16 protein-coding genes are annotated in these 17,919 nt (G+C 32.8%); 10 read left to right on the forward strand and 6 right to left on the reverse strand.

What is annotated here, in order from left to right; translation table 11 throughout:
• Positions 1–71 precede the first annotated feature (71 nt).
• Entirely contained in the window at positions 72–1,883 is a 1,812-nt protein-coding gene (locus ACIR310F_RS0110400) for an AAA-like domain-containing protein (protein ID WP_028083779.1), read from the reverse strand.
• A 123-nt stretch (positions 1,884–2,006) separates the two neighbouring features.
• On the reverse strand, positions 2,007–2,144 hold the full coding sequence (locus ACIR310F_RS24300; RefSeq protein ID WP_071604819.1) for a type II toxin-antitoxin system HicA family toxin: 138 nt from the start codon (positions 2,142–2,144) through the stop codon (positions 2,007–2,009).
• A gap of 405 nt (positions 2,145–2,549) precedes the next feature.
• Here ACIR310F_RS24300 and ACIR310F_RS0110410 point away from each other — a divergent pair, with 405 nt between their 5' ends.
• Positions 2,550–2,843 carry a hypothetical protein gene (locus tag ACIR310F_RS0110410; RefSeq protein ID WP_028083780.1) on the forward strand — a complete coding sequence of 98 codons (294 nt, stop codon included), beginning with the start codon at positions 2,550–2,552 and terminating at the stop codon, positions 2,841–2,843.
• Positions 2,840–3,136, forward strand: coding sequence for a type II toxin-antitoxin system RelE/ParE family toxin (locus ACIR310F_RS0110415; protein WP_028083781.1), 297 nt, complete (start codon positions 2,840–2,842; stop codon positions 3,134–3,136). Before ACIR310F_RS0110410 ends, ACIR310F_RS0110415 begins: the two co-directional genes overlap by 4 nt.
• A gap of 79 nt (positions 3,137–3,215) precedes the next feature.
• Here the strand turns inward: ACIR310F_RS0110415 and ACIR310F_RS23650 are convergent, their stop codons facing one another.
• The gene (locus ACIR310F_RS23650; RefSeq protein WP_051289560.1) at positions 3,216–5,924 is read right to left on the reverse strand and encodes an AAA-like domain-containing protein; all 2,709 of its coding nucleotides are present in this window, start codon (positions 5,922–5,924) and stop codon (positions 3,216–3,218) included.
• 100 nt (positions 5,925–6,024) lie between these two features.
• Here ACIR310F_RS23650 and ACIR310F_RS0110425 point away from each other — a divergent pair, with 100 nt between their 5' ends.
• Both ACIR310F_RS0110425 and ACIR310F_RS0110430 read left to right on the forward strand, forming a co-directional pair.
• Positions 6,025–6,816, forward strand: a complete 792-nt coding sequence (locus tag ACIR310F_RS0110425) for a YdcF family protein (protein WP_028083782.1) — start codon at positions 6,025–6,027, stop codon at positions 6,814–6,816.
• A 24-nt stretch (positions 6,817–6,840) separates the two neighbouring features.
• Complete coding sequence (locus ACIR310F_RS0110430) at positions 6,841–7,062, forward strand: hypothetical protein (RefSeq protein WP_028083783.1); 222 nt, start codon at positions 6,841–6,843, stop codon at positions 7,060–7,062.
• An 8-nt stretch (positions 7,063–7,070) separates the two neighbouring features.
• Here ACIR310F_RS0110430 and ACIR310F_RS0110435 read toward each other — a convergent pair whose 3' ends face one another.
• Both ACIR310F_RS0110435 and ACIR310F_RS0110440 read right to left on the reverse strand, forming a co-directional pair.
• The gene (locus ACIR310F_RS0110435) at positions 7,071–7,292 is read right to left on the reverse strand and encodes a ferredoxin-thioredoxin reductase variable chain (protein ID WP_028083784.1); all 222 of its coding nucleotides are present in this window, start codon (positions 7,290–7,292) and stop codon (positions 7,071–7,073) included.
• A 331-nt stretch (positions 7,293–7,623) separates the two neighbouring features.
• Positions 7,624–8,019, reverse strand: a complete 396-nt coding sequence (locus tag ACIR310F_RS0110440; protein ID WP_028083785.1) for a Fur family transcriptional regulator — start codon at positions 8,017–8,019, stop codon at positions 7,624–7,626.
• Between the two features lie 133 nt (positions 8,020–8,152).
• On the opposite strand from ACIR310F_RS0110440, the gene purS reads away from it, so the two are divergent.
• From purS to ACIR310F_RS25485, 6 genes are all read left to right on the forward strand, one after another.
• On the forward strand, positions 8,153–8,431 hold the full coding sequence (gene purS, locus ACIR310F_RS0110445; RefSeq protein WP_028083786.1) for a phosphoribosylformylglycinamidine synthase subunit PurS: 279 nt from the start codon (positions 8,153–8,155) through the stop codon (positions 8,429–8,431).
• A gap of 44 nt (positions 8,432–8,475) precedes the next feature.
• Entirely contained in the window at positions 8,476–9,147 is a 672-nt protein-coding gene (purQ, locus tag ACIR310F_RS0110450; protein WP_028083787.1) for a phosphoribosylformylglycinamidine synthase subunit PurQ, read from the forward strand.
• A gap of 120 nt (positions 9,148–9,267) precedes the next feature.
• Positions 9,268–11,745 (forward strand): hypothetical protein, encoded by a 2,478-nt coding sequence (locus tag ACIR310F_RS22105; RefSeq protein WP_231387472.1) that lies wholly within the window; start codon positions 9,268–9,270, stop codon positions 11,743–11,745.
• Positions 11,746–11,748: 3 nt separating this feature from the next.
• Positions 11,749–12,345 carry a hypothetical protein gene (locus tag ACIR310F_RS26760; protein ID WP_231387474.1) on the forward strand — a complete coding sequence of 199 codons (597 nt, stop codon included), beginning with the start codon at positions 11,749–11,751 and terminating at the stop codon, positions 12,343–12,345.
• Between the two features lie 43 nt (positions 12,346–12,388).
• Positions 12,389–16,006 carry a helicase-related protein gene (locus ACIR310F_RS0110460; RefSeq protein ID WP_028083788.1) on the forward strand — a complete coding sequence of 1,206 codons (3,618 nt, stop codon included), beginning with the start codon at positions 12,389–12,391 and terminating at the stop codon, positions 16,004–16,006.
• A gap of 227 nt (positions 16,007–16,233) precedes the next feature.
• Positions 16,234–16,371, forward strand: a complete 138-nt coding sequence (locus tag ACIR310F_RS25485; RefSeq protein ID WP_155963746.1) for a hypothetical protein — start codon at positions 16,234–16,236, stop codon at positions 16,369–16,371.
• A gap of 13 nt (positions 16,372–16,384) precedes the next feature.
• Here ACIR310F_RS25485 and trpE read toward each other — a convergent pair whose 3' ends face one another.
• Complete coding sequence (trpE, locus tag ACIR310F_RS0110465; protein ID WP_028083789.1) at positions 16,385–17,896, reverse strand: anthranilate synthase component I; 1,512 nt, start codon at positions 17,894–17,896, stop codon at positions 16,385–16,387.
• Positions 17,897–17,919 lie beyond the last annotated feature (23 nt).

Raw genomic sequence — 17,919 nt, forward strand, 5'->3', positions numbered from 1 at the left:
AAAGTGCTATATCTTACACCAGTCCCAATCACCGGCTCTGAATGAGTTCAGAGTCTCATAGCAAAAGTCGTTTAAAGACGACTGGAAAAATAAAGCCGATATAAATTACAAAGACATTGTACCTCATTTCCTTTAAATTCAATTAAACCTAAACTGCGTAATTTAAAGGCTTGTTTAGAATCTATTGGAATAGGAATATTACTGTTAATTACTTGTTGCATTGCTCTTTTTAAGAGGACATCTTTTTCTAATTCTAAAAGATAGGATTTTAAAAAACCGCTGTATGGACTTTGATTAGTGGGAGCAATTTTGAGAAATTGGGATAAAGTTAAATTATCTTGGGTAATTTTTTCCAGCGCGGTTGTTAATAAATAAGGGTGGCCATTAATCATTGATTTTAATTCGTTGATTTCTGTATCTGACCAATTTAAACCATATCGTTGGACTAATTCTTTTATTTGTGTGTTGTTAAATTCTCCTATTTCAACGGACAAACCAACATTAAAAGGAGATTGATTAACATTTATAGAAACATAAACATCTTGAGAATGGGCAATTACTAAACGTAGTTTTTGCCAAATTTCTTCTGTTTTGGCGTTTTCGTGCCAAGCTCTTAATAAAGCAGAAAATTGTTGAGTAATTTCAGGATAAGGGAAAATTTCATCAATATTATCTAATCCTAATACTAAAGGACTATCAATGACTTGCAACAGATGTTTTTTTAAGTAATTAGTGCAGTTTATTTGACTACTTAAACGTTTATGCCAATATTGGTCTATTTGTTCTTCGAGTCCTAATTCTAAACTAAGAGTTGTACAAAAACTCCGTAAAAAAGTATTGAGGTCAGTTAATATTTCTGGACTCCATAAATTAATAGAAACGGTGCGATATTCTTTTTCTTTAGCATGAGTAAAAATGCGACTAATTAACTGTGTTTTACCCATTTTATGGGGAGATTTAATGCGAATTAATGCTCCTGGTTGCTGGATATTTTGATAACAGTTATTTTCAATTTCTGGACGTTGGATATAAAGAGAAGAAGAAGTATTTGCTGGTTTTTCAGAAATAGTTAATAACTGTTCTTTAATAAACCGACTCACACCTTTATAAACTAAATTATCCGGTGATTTTGGCTTGGTAATAGAAATATGATCATCATCTGTTGCAGTAGGTTGAACATCTTTAATACCTGGGTTAGCACTATCTGGATCTACAACTAAAATTCCTAAAATTGCTTTAGTTTCAAAATAAACTTTTGTGGTAATTGCCATTAAATCAACATTTTGCCGATACCATTCATTGAGTTGACGCAATTGGGGAAGATGGGATTGTAATTCATCAACACTAATAGTATTGCGCGTAAAAATCCCAATATTTTTTACGAAATTAGCTAAATGAGAACCTGTGTGAGGAGTGGATAAAAATACAATACCTTTAGTTTGTTTAATAACTGCTGTTTTGTTAAAAGTTTGAGCATTTCGCAGCATTTCTTTGACTAATAAACCACCCATACTATGAGTGATAAATATAATTGGATATTTGCCAATATCATTAACTGCCAAATATTCTAATAAATTACTAGCACGATCAAAAAGTGGCATTGTTGCACCTTTCCACTCAAAGGGTGCAGCATTATAACCAAAAGACCAAATCCCTAAATCTGGTCTTTCTTGTGCCAGCCATGTTAACCAAAAGTTATCATCATTTGCTAATTCTTGAGGGTGCCAGGTTGACCTTGCGTGGCCACCTAAACCGTGAACAAAAATTATATCACCACAGCGTTTAGGATTTTCACATCCTGAGATTTTGATTAAACCTGTGATTTCTGTGGGTTTGGGTTGTGGGGTTTTACCTAAAAATTTACCAAGAAAGTTGAAAACCATATTAGAGGGAAAATTAGTTTATCAGTCATAAATTATATCTTACTTTTGGTATACAAAAAACAAAACCCAACATTGTATTTACCATCATTACTAAGGTAGATTCAAATAGTTGATAGGCAAATTTTACCTAGTAAAAGGTACGCCTAAATCTTTACAAATCTTTTTCGCTAGAATATCATCAATTTCTTGATGTCGAGGAATAGCTGACCTCCTATTTTTTTCAGGATTCCACCACCAAGAGTGTCGAGAACCCTCACGTATAAACTCACACCCATGCTCTTGTAAATGGCGTAATAAATCACCACGTTTCCTATTGTGATAGCTTCCTCAACATAATCATTACCCGCAGCTTCTAGTGCATCTTGACGGTTAAATTCTAATGCTTCTAAAAGTGTAATTCGTAAACTTTCTAATAATTCTTCTCTTGTTGCTTCTTGACAATTTATACCAGGAATTTCTTCAATCCAACCTAACCACCAATCACCAGAATATTTAATTATTGCTGTGTACATATTTTCTCGTCCATCAACTTAACAATAGTCTTCCACTAATTTAGTATTACATATTATTTATCTGCGATTGCGAAAATTAAGGGGTATATTTCTGACATTCTACTGCTATAGGTTTTATAGTATATTATGGAGATAATCAGGTTATTATTGCCTTATGAACCAACCCATTACTACAATCAATACACGACTTCTTGACTCTCTCACTCAAATTATCCTTTCACTTTCTCAAGAAGAATACCAAATCTTAGTAGAAAAAATTCAACACTCTCGACTAACTGAACACCGGAAAACACAAAATATTGAATCCTTAAAACAGGATATAGCCGCAGGTATTCAACAACTTCAAAATGGTGAATACACAGAATACGATGAAAATAACTTATCTACTCTCATAAATTCAATTAAAGCACGAGGTCGGGAACGTCTACAAGGAGAAATATCTGAATGAATCGCTTTCGGATTTCAAAACTAGCAGAGAAAGATTTAGAAGATATTTGGATTTATCTCGCTCAACAAAATGAAATATTAGCAGACCAAAAAATCGCACAAATTTTTGATAAATTTCCGATGTTAGCTCAATTTCCTAATATGGGAACAAAAAGAGATGAACTACAAACAGGACTTCGTAGTTTTCCTGTTAAGCCATATATTATATTCTATACTCAAGATTCTGCGAGTTTAGAAATTGTCAGAATTTTTCATCAATCTAGAGATATAGAAAATCAATTTTCAGATCAGTAGGTTGGGTTGAACGCAGTGAAACCCAACAAAATCAATGATTTTCGCTAATGTGAAATAACTTGGATAAGTTTCCGGTAGACTACTTAACCAAAACTTCTTTAAATTGACCATTTTCAATCTTATACATACAATATGAACTATTAATATTAGATTGATACAAATAGCCATTTTCCTTTGACCAATTTAATCCATAGCCAGAGGTTTTTTCAACAGGGAGTGTCAGAGTTTTCAAATTCTTGAGAATTTCTGATCTTGTCGATTCATTCGATGATTTATTAATAGCTTCAATGAATGCTTGGGTTGCATCATATCCAGTCATGGTACGCCAATAAATATTTTTTTGTTGCCATCTTTTTATTGCACCTTTCATATATAAAGATGTTTTGTTTACACAAGGTGTGGACAAACTTGCACCCTCAACAGCATCACCTCCTATATCTAAAGTTGGCTGTTCAAAAACAGACATAGGGAATATTATGTTCAGGTTTTCTATGTTCAGTTTTTTTGTTTTTTCCTGACTCGCTCTTGCAAAAGCTCTTAATACTGAACTTGTTTTTACACCAGGTATTAAAAAAACTGTTTTTATTTGGTTTGAGATGATATTATTAATTTCTGCATCAATATCTGTTGGACTTGTTTGTTCCCGATCAAAAACAGAAGTATTATTAATATCAACTTTTCCTCCTAAATCATCAAAAGCTTTTATAAAATCTTCTTGCAAACTTTGACTATAAACACTTTTCTGATCGTAAAAAATTGCTATACTATCTGAATGTAAAGTATTTTTGATATACTTTGCATAAAGTTTGGCTGCTTCTGTTGTAGTTTTAATAACTCGAAAAAATACATCGTCCTTCAATTTGCTGCTAGAACTTGAAGGAGATACTATTGCTAATCCTTTTCGTCTGTAAATGGCTATTGCTACCTCACTACTCTCACTTGCATGATGTCCAATAATTCCTAAAATATCTGACTCATTAACTAACTTTTCTGCTAATTTTTTTGATATTTGTGGTTCATTACCATCATTTGCAATAACTATCTCTAGCAATCTGCCATTTTTTCCTCCACTTTTATTAAATTCATCTTGAGCATCAGCTACACCTCTAAAAATTTCTTCGGCCGTAAATTTGTAAAAATCAATTCCAGCTACAACTGCCAGTTTTAAAGCTTTTCCTTTCCCTGCTTGACTTGCTAACCTGGCTTTAGTATTATTCAAATATATTTGGGGAATTGGGTCATTAGGATTAGCCTCTTTAGCTAAATAAAAAAATTTCTCTGCATTTTCATAATCTCCTTTTTTAAAATATTCGCTTCCCTTATCCAGATGAAAATTTATATCATCAATAAATATTTTAGATTGTTCACCACTAGTTTTAATATTTCTAACGCATTTATCACTCCCTTCTATTCTTTCTCCAATAGAACAAAAAGCATATTTATACTGATACCAACTAAATGCACCTATAAGTCCAACTATCACCCCTGTGGCAACACTTGTGAAAACCACAAATATATTCTTAATATTTCTTTTATATTCTAATTTTTGAGAATCATCTAAATACTGTTTATCTAAAGAGCTTAATCTTTTATCTTTTGCCCAAACTGTAGCTTCTTTTAATACCTTACCTTTTAACAGGTGCTTATGCGAATAATCTGATTTTACCCAATCATTGAAAGACTGAGAATACGGACGTAAATCAGCTAATTGATTATCAATCCATTGTTGATTAAAAACTTCTCGATAAATAGGATTATAAATCTGTAAGTGATTATTTCTTTTCACCACCAAACCCGACAGCTGTAACTTTCTTTCCTCTAAAGTATTTTGAATAACTAACTGTCCTTGTTGATAAATTCTTTGATAAATATCTAATAATTCACCTGCTATTTGTTCATCACTTAAAATCCGCTGTTTAATAGTGCCAAAATGGTGATGATTATCCTGCGTTTGTTTAATAATCTTAGTTCTAATTATATTTTCTAACCATTCTGCTTTATTTTCCGATAATTGAGGAGAATTTAAAACTAAATCGCAAATTTCCTGAGTTAAAAAAGGTTGTCCACCAGTCCAGTTTAAAATTAATTCTAATAACTCTTCAGGTTGATTTGTCTTAACACTTAATCCCTGTAATAAGGGTTGAGATTCTTTAAAAGTAAATCCTGTTAATTCAATACCTTTACCAATATTAAAAGGAGTCCGTTTTTTATCTTGAATTAATTCTGATGGTGTAGCAACTCCCAATAATACAAAGGTAATGCGGTTATATTCAGGATTATCAACTCTGAGGTTAAAAAAGGCACGAATTAAGGCAAAGAAATCATCAACGGGAAAATTTAAACTGAGGATACTATCAATTTCATCAATAAAAATTACAATTTGTGTGGAAATTAATTTTAAAACTCGATCAATAAATTTACCAAAAACCTGCACGTTAGAAAGTCGTTTATTTTCTTCCCACAAAGCATCTAAATCAAATTTATTCTCTAATTTTAAACTTTCAGAAATATGATTAATAATGCCATTATACCATTGTTCAGAATTTAGCCCTGATGTGCCAATGGTAGTTAAATCAATAGCCACACAAGCAATTTCTTCATGTTGTAATCTTTGCATGGTGCGAACTCGCAAACTTGATTTTCCCATTTGTCGAGAGTTCAATACAAAACAAAATTCCCCGGCTTTGACAGCCTGATATAAATCCTCATCTGCTTTGCGTGTAACATAGGTGGGTGCATTGGGAGGAAGACTACCACCAAATTGATATTGATAATTTTGCTCTGTCATGGTTTTATCCTATCTGGATAACAAATATAATACTAAATCCTAAAGCAGTATACTATTAGTGTCACTAAGTTGACGCTAGGATGAAACCAAGAAAATAAATATGTTTTTATATCTGTCTAAATTATTACCACTATTTTTTTACCCTTTGGGATTGGCTAGTGTGAGTTTAATCATAGCTTTGGTGACTTTGCGGAAACGTCCCCGCATTGCGACTATAGCCATTTCTCTATCTTTAGCTATCTTACTGCTTTGTGGTAATGCTTGGGTGGCAAAGTACATGATACGCAGTCTAGAATGGCAAAATATCCCTTCTTCTCAAGTTCCCCAGGCTGAAGCTATAGTGGTCTTGGGTGGAGGAACTAAATCAGCAAGTTGGCCGCGTCCAATGGTAGATTTAAGTGAAGCTGGCGATCGCATTATTTATGCTGCTCAACTCTATTTTCAGAAAAAAGCTCCTATAATTATCCTCAGCGGAGGTCGTATTAACTGGCGTGGTAGTGGTTCTCCAGAATCAGCAGATATGGCAACTATTCTTACATCTATTGGTGTCCCCTCTGCGGTAATTATCCAAGAGCCAGATTCTCTGAATACATATCAGAATGCGGTTAATGTCCGTAAAATATTGGCAGAACGTCAAATTAAGAAAGTATTATTAATAACTTCTGCAATGCACACTCCACGGGCTTTGAAAATTTTTCAGCGTCAAGGTATTGATGTCATTCCCACACCTACGGACTTTATTGTCAGTCAAGATGATTTACAAGAACTTACTAGCACACCCAAATCTGCTATTCTCAAATTACTCCCCGATACTGACAATTTGCATCAATTTACAGTTGCTTTAAAAGAGTATCTGGGTATTTTTATTTATTGGCTACGCGGCTGGATTTAACAATCACCTATCCCCCATGACCTTATGAGTAAAGAATTACCACACATTGCTCCCTCACCTCAACCCGAATTTGAGGAAGTATTTGCTGTTCATCAAACAGTGCGGGAATTTTATCATGAAGTTAATACCCGTTCTGACTTTAAAAAGCATTGTGAATGGTACTATACAACCGCAGCCCAAAACCGTCAAGACTTAGCTAAGATGCGCGGCGAACTAAATATTATGGCCTGGTTTTGTCGCCGCTAATTGGTGACTTAGATAATTTCTAGTTCAAAATCGCGTAAATGAGCTTTGAATTTTTTGCTAAACTGCACCAAAATTGGGAAGTTAGCACTGACAGGCCTCCCGTTCCATTGGGTGACAATGGCGGCTACTTCCCCTTCTGTACCTTGGATATCAACAGCCTGACCTTTATGTTCGGGATGGTGATAAACCACTACTGATTCTTTAACACGCACGCGATCGCCTACTTTCATAATATCATTTATTTGTATTTAACTTTTGTTTTTCCACAATCATCTCCATAGCTATCTTGGCTGAATTTACTTTTCAGCTATAGATGACTAAGACAAATCCAGCATGATTTAGGCCTAACCCAATTTTACAACACATCGAGCTATTATTCTCATTTTGAACAAAATTACCCCAGTTTTATATTTGAGTCAGGTTTCTGTCAGTTCTTAGCTGGAGATATTTGCAGTGCTTGATCATACAAAACTTTACTCAGAGGACTTGGCGACCACGACCACGGAAATCGAAAATTCTAGACGCAGTTACAACTGGTTCGGCTTAATTAAGTAATTTTAATTATGAAAATCCAGCTTTAGCCTTACATTTCTTACACAGTCCAAAAAACTCTAGGGTGTGATAAAAAACTTTAAATTCATGACTGGTTTGTAATTGTCTTTCTAGTTCGTGGACAGGACATTGATCAATGGGTATGGAAATACCGCATTGTAAGCAAGTTAGGTGATGTTTATCCCGTTGTACTAAGCTATAAAGGGCTTCACCATTTGCTAAAGTTCTTACCTGTACTAAGCCTTCTAGTTTCAGTGCTTCTAGGGAACGGTAAACCGTTGCTAAACCCAGACTTTGATTAAAATTACGTAATTCTACGTAAATATCCTGGGCAGAAATGCTGTGTTTAATATTTTTTAACAGGTTTAAAATCCTTTCTTGACTACGGGTGCGAATGTTTCTCATGGGTTGTTAAATTTGTATCTATGGTAGGGGTAATTGATCAATTACCCCTAGATTGCTAAATCCTAATTATATTTTCACTCAGTTGCAACATAAAAGTTATAGTATAGTGATCGCAGCTTTTAGCCAAGGCCTCATGCAAAGAAAATATTTAGCTAAAATTTTTGTTACCTTGAGAAATTCAGTATTAGATCCCGCCGGTGTGGCTGTACAATCTGGACTCACACAAATGGGATATGATAATGTGGAACAGGTGAGAATTGGTAAATACATTGAGTTAATTATTGTCGCACCAGACGAAATGAAAGCGCGTCGAGACTTAAATCAAATTTGTTACGAAATGCTATCAAATCCCGTGATCGAAAATTATCGCTTTGATTTGATTGAAGTGGAATCACAAACGGGAGCATTTTGAAATTGTAATTTGGTAATTATTTCACTACTGACCACTGACTAATTATGAAATTCGGTATTTTAGTTTTTCCAGGTTCTAATTGTGATCGTGATGTCGCCTATGTTACTAAAGATTTGCTAGGACAACAAACTCGTATGATTTGGCACCAAGAAACAGACATTACTGATGTAGATGTGGTAATTGTTCCTGGTGGCTTTAGTTACGGGGATTATTTACGTTGTGGTGCGATCGCTCGCTTCTCTCCAGTTATGCAGCAAGTGATTGATCATGCACAACAAGGTAAATTTGTCATCGGTATTTGTAACGGTTTTCAAATATTAACTGAGTCTGGTTTGTTACCTGGGGCATTGACGAGAAATCAAGACCTGCACTTCATTTGCGATCGCTCTCCCCTGAAGGTAGAGCGTAATAATTTACCTTGGACTCATGGTTATACGCAAGGAGAAGTGATAACTTTACCCATTGCCCACGGAGAGGGGCGATTTTACAGTGACGAAACCACTTTAGCAGAAATTGAAACCAATGGACAAGTTTTATTTCGTTATCAAGAAAATCCCAACGGTTCACTTAACAATATTGCGGGGATTTGCAATCTTCAAGGTAATGTATTAGGAATGATGCCACATCCAGAAAGAGCAGCAGATCAAGTCTTAGGTAATAGCGACGGTTTACGCTTATTTCAGGGTTTGTTGGGGAAGGTAGCAGCTTTGGTGTAACAGATACCCGACCTCTCACCGAAGTCGGGGATTTTTCTTGGTATTATGTATTGACTTGACAAGACTTAAAGGTTTATAATTTAATAAGTGTAATGTTGAGGACGAAACCAGGGGGCATAAATGAATAGAATCATCACAAATTCAGACCTAGCTAATGTTGATTATACTGATTTATTGGACAAGATATTAAAAGTTATTGAAAATCAACAGATATTTCAAATATCTACTGATAACAGACGGGTACTAATTAATATTAATCAAGTAGTTAATGAAGTAATTAAATTAAACCCAGCTAATCCATTAGGAAACGAAAGATCAGTACGTAGTGCTACTCTGAATTTTAGCGCCAATTCCCAAGATTTATTTATTGAGAGAATTAAAGAAATTACTGGTTATATTCAGCAACATTTAACCACAGCAATTCAGAAAAATCCAGCAAATCAATTAATAAATAGATTTCAATTTATTCAACAATTACTGACAGATTTACAGACATTTAAAGGAGAATATAATAAACATGAGAAAACCAAAGAAACCCTTTTAGATTTTACCTATCCATTTCTTCCTGCGAAAAATCTCCAAAAACAAAGATTAACAGTCAAGAGAAACAAAAATAGTCCAAATAAAAAACTACTAAAAGCACATAAAGTCAAAATTTCTGTAGATAAACCTCGTGATTTTTCTGCAACATTATTAACAGGAATCAATAATTATCTTGATGTCAACTTTGCTGATATAAATTCACAAGATAGAGAAGAATTAGAAGATATTATTGACAACTTAGCCAACAATCCCAACTCAGATATTTACAGTGTACAAAATCTAGTCAACCAAGAAACATTAGGGAAATTAAAAAAATTAACTAAAATTAAATATTTAGAATTTCTCTTAGAAAATATTGATGAAAATGCTAGTGATGACAACTTTAAAGGTAAGATATATTTACAGGATTTAATTAGAAGACTGTACTTATTAGAAGACTATATTAACGATAGTAATAAAGCAGATGGAGAATATGAAGTTAATTATGCAGGAACATTAGTTAATTATCAAAGTATGTTTTCTCGCAGTGAAGCGTATGATATATTACCAATTATTCCTAATATTGAAGGTTTTTTAGGAGAAACAGAAGATCCTGACAAAGAGAAAATAGAATTTACCTTTGGGTTAAAGTTGAAATTTGATGGTAAAGTACAAGCTTATGGTGGTAAAACAGTTTTTGATTATAACCTGAATCTTTTAAATCCTGAAGAACATCAACAAGCAATTGCGAATGATTCAGAAAGAAGTGGTTTTGCGTATAAAGTCCTGAAGATTGCATTTTTATATTATTTCATATTTGCATCTCGTCAAGATCCTACCGCAGTAGATTATGATCCTCGAAAAGAATTAGAATATGATCCTTTAGCAAAAGTAAATATTATCTTATCAACTTTACAAGGTAATGATGAAGAAGCAAAAAAGAAATTATTGAGAAATTTGTGTAAATGTTTTAATGAGTATAAAACTCAGAATAAAATTAATGTTCTCAAGAAAGTTTTAATAAATTTAATCAAAAGAGAAACATCATTTATAGGTAGAGAATATCCTGTACATATTTCTGTCAAAAACAGTATTTTAGAAACTGACATTGATACTATAGTTGAAAGAGAAACCATATTTAAAGAAGCATTGAGGAAAAACTTTAAAGATTGTTTAAAATATATCAATGTAGGAAATGCAACCACGCAGACCAACTTACTTATTACACTTCGCGCAAATATCAATATTAGTGAACTTAATTTTCTGGAAACACAAGAGAAGGAAACCTTTAATATGGAATATGATATTCCTCCAGGTATTAAAATTTTACCAGCGATATTTTTAGGGAGGGAAGATAAAAAATGTCAAGATTTTTATAACAAAAACTTAGTACATCGTAAATTACTCATTTTTACCCATCGTTTAGAAACTCCTAAATTAGAATCTCATCAAGAAATAATTTACAAAATTACCTACAGTTTATTAGCTTATATCTGTCTTCATGTGATTTTAGAAAAACAAAGTAAAATATTTATTCCTTTGTTAAGAATACATCTTAAACAAAAGACGGATAATGATGTGATTATTGAAAAATTCATTGTTGACTTAACTAAGGTCTTATCACATTTATTTAACGATGGATACCGTAGTAATGAACAGGGAATAGTAATTACTGCTAGTCAAAATGAAATTAAGTTTAAAATTCCTAATGTTCTCAATTCATTATATTCAGTTTTTCCCAAAAAATTCCAATTTCTACCGACAGATAATTTTGAATTTAAAGAGATTGATAAACTAGCAATTATCGTAGTTTCCAGTCGAGAAAGTGATAGTAAATGGGGAATGAAAGATAAAAAATCTAATTTAATGGGAGAAATTATTACCTTACAAACGGAAGCTAAAAGTGTGAGATTTCAACTTTTTAAAACTTTTTCAGAAAATTTTGATGATCATGAGAAAATGTTTGAATATCCTACTGTCATAGTTGATAATGTCAATAAACTTTATCAAAAAGGGTACAGACATTTTATTTATATAGCGAAAGTTCCTTACAGTACCACATTACATATTACCTAAACCGTGAAAGATGAAGAACTATTTTTCATGTCCAAAAATGTGATTACCGCATTCATAAAAGACAAACCTGATATTAAAATTTATCCCATGTTTTTTGAAAAATACTATGTTGTGAAAATGAAAAATGAGATTACATCCACATCATTATATATTCAAGATACTTTAGAACTTACCAGTGTAGCTGAGGACAAAAACAAACAATCTGTAATCTTCTTTAATTTGTTTAATGGTTTACAAGTTGCGAATGATGTAAATTATCATGGAGTGATGTCCTATGCGACATTATTAAATATGTATGAGGGAATTTTAGATGATAAAGATATTAAAAAGGATTTAATCTATGATGACAATAATGATAATCAATTAAAAAATGAGATTTTACAATGTTTAACTTTATTTCATTTTTCTCGCTATGAAAAATCAGGTAAGATTCAATTAAAATTAGATCCTTATCAAAATTTAATTGGGGATGAATCAGTAAGTCAAGCTGCTTTATTTCCCCATAGTCGCAATAAGGGAAATTTTAATTCTCTTGCTTTTTTAACTTACGTCAAGGGAATTTTAAATAAAGATAAATCTGTAGGAAACCACAATGTGTAATAAATATTAAGAATGTACACAATAATTAAGTAAAGGTAAGATAATGACAGCAAAAATAGGAGATGATTTAGGAAGATTATTTGAAGTAGGATTTAATATTGGTATTTTATCTTATATTCAACAAAATAATATCAAAAATGGGTTTGGTAATTTATATCGTCAAGAATTGGAAAATCTCAAATTTTCTCAAATGAAAAAACGCATTATTGATAAAGTTGTCAGTAAATTAAATCGAGAATTAGCAGAAAAATGGTGTCAATTTTTCTTACAAAAAGGTTTTTTATGTGGTTTAAACTTCTTTCGAGAATATCTTAAGTCTTTAGGATGGTATGAAAAGAGTAAATTAGAAAATGTGGAAGTTTTATATTATCAATGTTGCTTTAATGGTGATAATAGTATTGGTACTTATGAGGTTAATAGTGAAAAATGGTTTAAAAATGTTCTGTATCAATTTGGAAATTTAGAAATTAGTGCTTCAAATATTAATAAATATAAAGCAAAAGGTGAATTTCTCAATGCTGATAATTTAATTTTATTAAAATATAAACGTCAGTATCGCGTTTTATGTCTTGACTTATCAGTATTTGCTATTCACACAGATGAAGATATGGAAGATATTGACTATGTAGAAATTATTCGTGGGTTGTTAATGCGAGATATTAACTATCTTCGTTCTAAAAGTGTATTTTCTAACTTGCGTATTGATACCGAATCATTAGGTTTAGATTTTTCTCCCGGTTTAAAAGAGTATTTTACAGCTTTTAAATATCAGGATAAAGAAAGTGCGAAATTAATTCAAGCTGCTGGTTATATTTATAGTTTCTGTCAGTTTCTTAAACAAAATAAGCTGATTCCAGATCTATCGAAATTCCTATGTAATGCGGTTGGATATAGCGATCGCTCATTTAATACTATCTCAATTCCAGCAGAAAATCTAGAAATTTTCCAAACCTGTTATCAAATTTATAAACACGATGATAAAAAAGAACAAAAAGAACTTAGTTACGCACGTTCTCGAGTTTTAGATAAAATTAAACGTAACGCTTACTATAGTTTTGAGGAAGGGAGAAAACTAGTAAAATCGCTTTTAGGAATTACCCCTAATCAAATTAATATTTTACCACCACACACAGAAACAATTACAGATTTTTATAACTCTGTTTCTCCCGTACCTCCAGAACTAATTACTAGTTTAAATTTACCCGAAAAATGCAACTTTAGACAAGCACACAACCAACTAATTAAAAAATATTTACTCTCAGAAAATACCTATATCTTCCTCACAGGAAACCCAGGAATTGGAAAAACTACCGGCATAGTAGATTTTCTGAAACAACATCAAGATGAAGGTTTTTTATTATTCTATGTCAGTCCTCGAAAACAAGTCAATTTAGATATTTTTGAAAAATTCAAAGATAAACACACTGGAAAATTAGTTGATGATAGAATTTTCGCTATCAATAGTGATAGTAATTTGATTCAAGATAACTTTGGTAAATATTCTGTAGCATATACATCTAACATCTATGAAAATGATTTTACTTTAGGACCAGTTGATTTTCTCAACATAGAAAATATTGAAAGAAAGTCAAAAAGAAAAAACAGACTAGAACATATTAGTGATGATACTTTTCAGGATATTGGACAAAAAACCAAAGGAGTTTTAAATAGTGTGTGTGAAGGTTTATATCATCTCATCAAAAGTGAAGCACATAATCAAATTATTGCGACTAGTTCCACTCAGTCATTGAAAAAAACCGACTATGGAGATACTTTACAACACTTAGAAAAAATATTTCGTGACGCATATAATACTAGAGAAAATACCGTTTTTCCTGAAAAAATGCAGAAAATTTCTCGTCGCATCAAACATCTATTTATTATGATAGATGAAATTACTGGGGATGAAGGAGGAGTAGAATTTTTATCAGGTATTCACAAAATAGTCAAAAATTATCAACTTACAAAACCTGAAAATGGTTTCAATACAAAAATTATCGTTGCTGATGCTTCTATCGTTGATAAAAATGTCATTTGTCAACATTTACAAGACAGTATCCCCGAACCAAATAAAATCTTTTTTCGCAAAACAGAGTCAAATATTCAACCTTTATCTGTGGAACATTTCACATTTAACAACTTACCATCTATCATCATTAATACTAATACCTATCCTGCGAAAAGTTTAACCATCAACTATCAAATTATTATTGAATCTCGTAAATTTATCAATAATACCAAACTTAAAGATAAATCTCTATCGCAGCTAGAAAAAATAGTCCAAGAAAAAATTATTAACGACATTCAAACTTTATTCCAAAACCCGGAAATATCACAAATTATAGTTTACATCCAAAATAAACCCAAATTAGCAGAAATAATTGATGAAATTCAAAAAAAATTACAACCGGGAAACTTTGTAAAAAATACCCATTATTTAGAAATACACGCAAACATTTCTGAACAGGAAAAACAGGAAATTAAACAATATCAAGAAACCGTCAAAGTTGTATTTATGACTGCTTCAGGAAGTCGTGGTTTATCCTTTCCCAAAGCAACACATATTTTAGTAGAAATTCCTAAATTTGAAATTGAAAAAAACCTCATGGAAATAATTCAAGTAATTTATCGAGGTCGAGGAAATGATATCATAGATAATCAAGATAAATATCTTAATTTCTATTTAGCTGAACGTGCTACTTATTACCAAGATGAACCCCAAATTTCTGTACAAGAAAGTGCTTTAAGTTTATTAAATATTTTACTCATTCTTAAAGCATCTATTATGACGAGAATCCAAGGCTATGGTATTATTGGTAGGAAACCATATATTCTTATTCCCATTGGGGGAAAATCGGTTTTTGCTGCGGGGGAGAGTTTTTCTAGTCAAATAGAAAATTTAATTTCTCAACTCAAAAAAGAATTTAATAGAAATAAAAGTCATTCATCATTAAAACAAGCATTTACCGGTTTAGAATCATTAATGAAAGATGGAGATTTCGTAATAGAAAAAAATACAGAAGCAAGTTATTTAACTATTAGAGAAAATTTTAACAACAACTTTTTAGAATTTGCGAAAACTTTTGATAAATTACTGGATTTTAAACCTTTGGAATTAGGTTATATTAGTGGAGGTATGTTAATAGTACCGACTAAAAAAATTAAAGAGTCTTATCAAATGCGGTTATTAGATATTGAAAAATATGCTAATACTGAATTATGGAAAAATTTGCAAAGTATTAGTAGAAATAAAAACTATCCAGAAAGTCTCACTTATGCGGTTAGAAATGCTATAGAATTAATAGAAAAACTCAAAAATGCACCTCCAAAAACTCAAAATTTTGTCCAAAAAACTCAACAAAATGACCAATATTATGCTTTACCTTTATTTGCTTTTATCAGTGGAGAAGTGATGAAGGATTATTTTGAAAGTAACATAGAAGAACCAGAAGATCAACGTTTTAAAGATATTTTATCTATTTATATTCGTTCATTATATCCTGTGGGAAACATTTTACCAATAGGTCATAATTATCGAGAATTTCCATTTGTTGTGTTTAGAAGTTATAGCTTAGAAGAAATCAGAAATAAAGTTTTTACAGAAAAGTACCTCTTAAATTCCCATGAATTAAACATACTCAACTTAATTCTTTCCCTCTAACCTCAATAACTAAAAAAATAATTTCACAGTTTAAAAGTAAGAAGTATTGACAAGCATCAAGAAACCTGGTAGGCTAGATACCGACGAGGAAGAACCATCCTCTTTATATAAGCACGACAAAGCTAGACAAGACGAATTAACAAATACTCTCTGCGTCTCTGCGTCTCCGCGAGAGAAAAAACTCCCTTAACTAAAAAAATAATTTCACAGTTTAAAAGTAAGAACTATTGACAAGCATCAAGAAACCTGGTAAGCTAGATACCGACGAGGAAGAACCATCCTCTTTATATAAGCACGACAAAGCTAGACAAGACGAATTAACAAATACTCTCTGCGTCTCTGCGTCTCCGCGAGAGAAAAAATGATTAAACAATAAACTCATCGTAAACAACGAATGGCTTCCAACATACCCCTCGCTTTATTCAGAGTTTCCTCATATTCCCTTTCCGGTTCTGAGTCAGCTACCAAACCCGCACCCGCTTGGACAGTTACAGTTTGATTATGTAATACCATAGTTCTAATAGCGATCGCAGTATTCAATTGTCCTTCAAAATCATAATATCCATATACACCAGAATACACACCTCTGCGACTCGGTTCCAACTGATTAATAATTTCCATAGCCCGGATTTTGGGCGCACCGCTGACAGTTCCCGCAGGAAAACACGCTTTCAGTAAATCCCAGGCCGTTTTACCAGGTGCTAATTTAGCCATTACATTACTGACAATGTGCATCACATGAGAGTAGCGTTCAATGATCATTAATTCATCCACCTTAACACTACCGCTGCTGCATACCCGCCCTAAATCATTGCGTCCTAAATCTATTAACATCACGTGTTCAGCGATTTCCTTGGGGTCTTGAAGTAAATCTTGCGCAAAAGCCGCATCTTCCTGGCTATTCTTTCCTCTAGGTCGAGTTCCCGCAATGGGTCGCACTGTAGCGATAATTTCTCCTTGATCATCGCGTTCAGCTTTCACCATAATTTCGGGACTAGAACCGATAATTTGCCAGTTCTGGAAGTTAAAATAGGCCATGTAAGGTGAGGGATTGATTTGACGTAAAGAACGATACAAAGCAAAGGGATCACCCGTATATTCTGTGGATAAGCGTTGAGAAATGACTACTTGAAAAATATCACCGGCTTTAATGTATGCTTTCGCTTTTTCCACACTAGCGCAAAATTCTCGGCGCGTAAAGTTACTAGTATATTCCTCTATTCCCCCTTTCGCACCGTTTCTAGGTGCTGTCCAAGATAATTTGGTCTTTTCTGGTGATAGAGGTAAAGATAGCTTTCTGACCATTTCCTGAATGCGATCGCTCGCCTCTTGATATGCTACCTTTAAATCAGTTGAATTACGTAAATCAGCGTAGGCGATCGCCCAAATTTTCCGTTTTACCTGGTCAAAAATCAATAACTGGTCTACCTGCATCCATAATCCATCAGGGATATTGCGCTGATCCTGAGCATGAATTGGTACACGCGGCTCAATCCAATTTATTAATTCATAGCCCCAAAACCCAAATAAACCGCCAATTCCTGAAGGTAGCTCTGGTAATTTTACTGGATGATAAGGTGCTAAACATTCAGATAAAACTGCAAAGGGATCACCTGTAAAAACTTGTTGAGAACCATCTCGATGTATTTGCGTAGTTTGATCACCCCTGGCTTCCAAAATCCACAAAGGATCACAACCTAATAAACTATAACGTCCTAATTTTTCCCCACCTTCCACCGATTCCAGCAAAAAGCTATAAGGTTGATCTGCACAAACTTTATACCAAGCAGATACAGGCGTATCTAAGTCGGCGATCCATTCTTGATACAAGGGAACAAAATTACCTTGGCTAGTCAGGTTCTGAAACTGCTCGAAATCGGGGAATATCATAAATAAATAATTAGAAATTAACA

Origin of the sequence: Dolichospermum circinale AWQC310F (genome assembly GCF_000426925.1) — a bacterium.
GTDB classification, from domain to species: Bacteria; Cyanobacteriota; Cyanobacteriia; order Cyanobacteriales; family Nostocaceae; genus Dolichospermum; species Dolichospermum circinale.

What these genes read in the sequence shown, in the direction of transcription:
- ACIR310F_RS0110415 (WP_028083781.1), top strand. Translation starts at nt 2,840, where the DNA reads ATGAATCGCTTTCGGATTTCAAAACTAGCAGAGAAAGATTTAGAAGAT.
- ACIR310F_RS23650 (WP_051289560.1), bottom strand. Translation starts at nt 5,924, where the DNA reads ATGACAGAGCAAAATTATCAATATCAATTTGGTGGTAGTCTTCCTCCC.
- ACIR310F_RS0110410 (WP_028083780.1), top strand. Translation starts at nt 2,550, where the DNA reads ATGAACCAACCCATTACTACAATCAATACACGACTTCTTGACTCTCTC.
- purS (WP_028083786.1), top strand. Translation starts at nt 8,153, where the DNA reads ATGCAAAGAAAATATTTAGCTAAAATTTTTGTTACCTTGAGAAATTCA.
- ACIR310F_RS22105 (WP_231387472.1), top strand. Translation starts at nt 9,268, where the DNA reads ATGAATAGAATCATCACAAATTCAGACCTAGCTAATGTTGATTATACT.
- ACIR310F_RS0110425 (WP_028083782.1), top strand. Translation starts at nt 6,025, where the DNA reads ATGTTTTTATATCTGTCTAAATTATTACCACTATTTTTTTACCCTTTG.
- trpE (WP_028083789.1), bottom strand. Translation starts at nt 17,896, where the DNA reads ATGATATTCCCCGATTTCGAGCAGTTTCAGAACCTGACTAGCCAAGGT.
- ACIR310F_RS0110440 (WP_028083785.1), bottom strand. Translation starts at nt 8,019, where the DNA reads ATGAGAAACATTCGCACCCGTAGTCAAGAAAGGATTTTAAACCTGTTA.
- purQ (WP_028083787.1), top strand. Translation starts at nt 8,476, where the DNA reads ATGAAATTCGGTATTTTAGTTTTTCCAGGTTCTAATTGTGATCGTGAT.
- ACIR310F_RS0110400 (WP_028083779.1), bottom strand. Translation starts at nt 1,883, where the DNA reads ATGGTTTTCAACTTTCTTGGTAAATTTTTAGGTAAAACCCCACAACCC.
- ACIR310F_RS0110435 (WP_028083784.1), bottom strand. Translation starts at nt 7,292, where the DNA reads ATGAAAGTAGGCGATCGCGTGCGTGTTAAAGAATCAGTAGTGGTTTAT.
- ACIR310F_RS0110430 (WP_028083783.1), top strand. Translation starts at nt 6,841, where the DNA reads ATGAGTAAAGAATTACCACACATTGCTCCCTCACCTCAACCCGAATTT.
- ACIR310F_RS0110460 (WP_028083788.1), top strand. Translation starts at nt 12,389, where the DNA reads ATGACAGCAAAAATAGGAGATGATTTAGGAAGATTATTTGAAGTAGGA.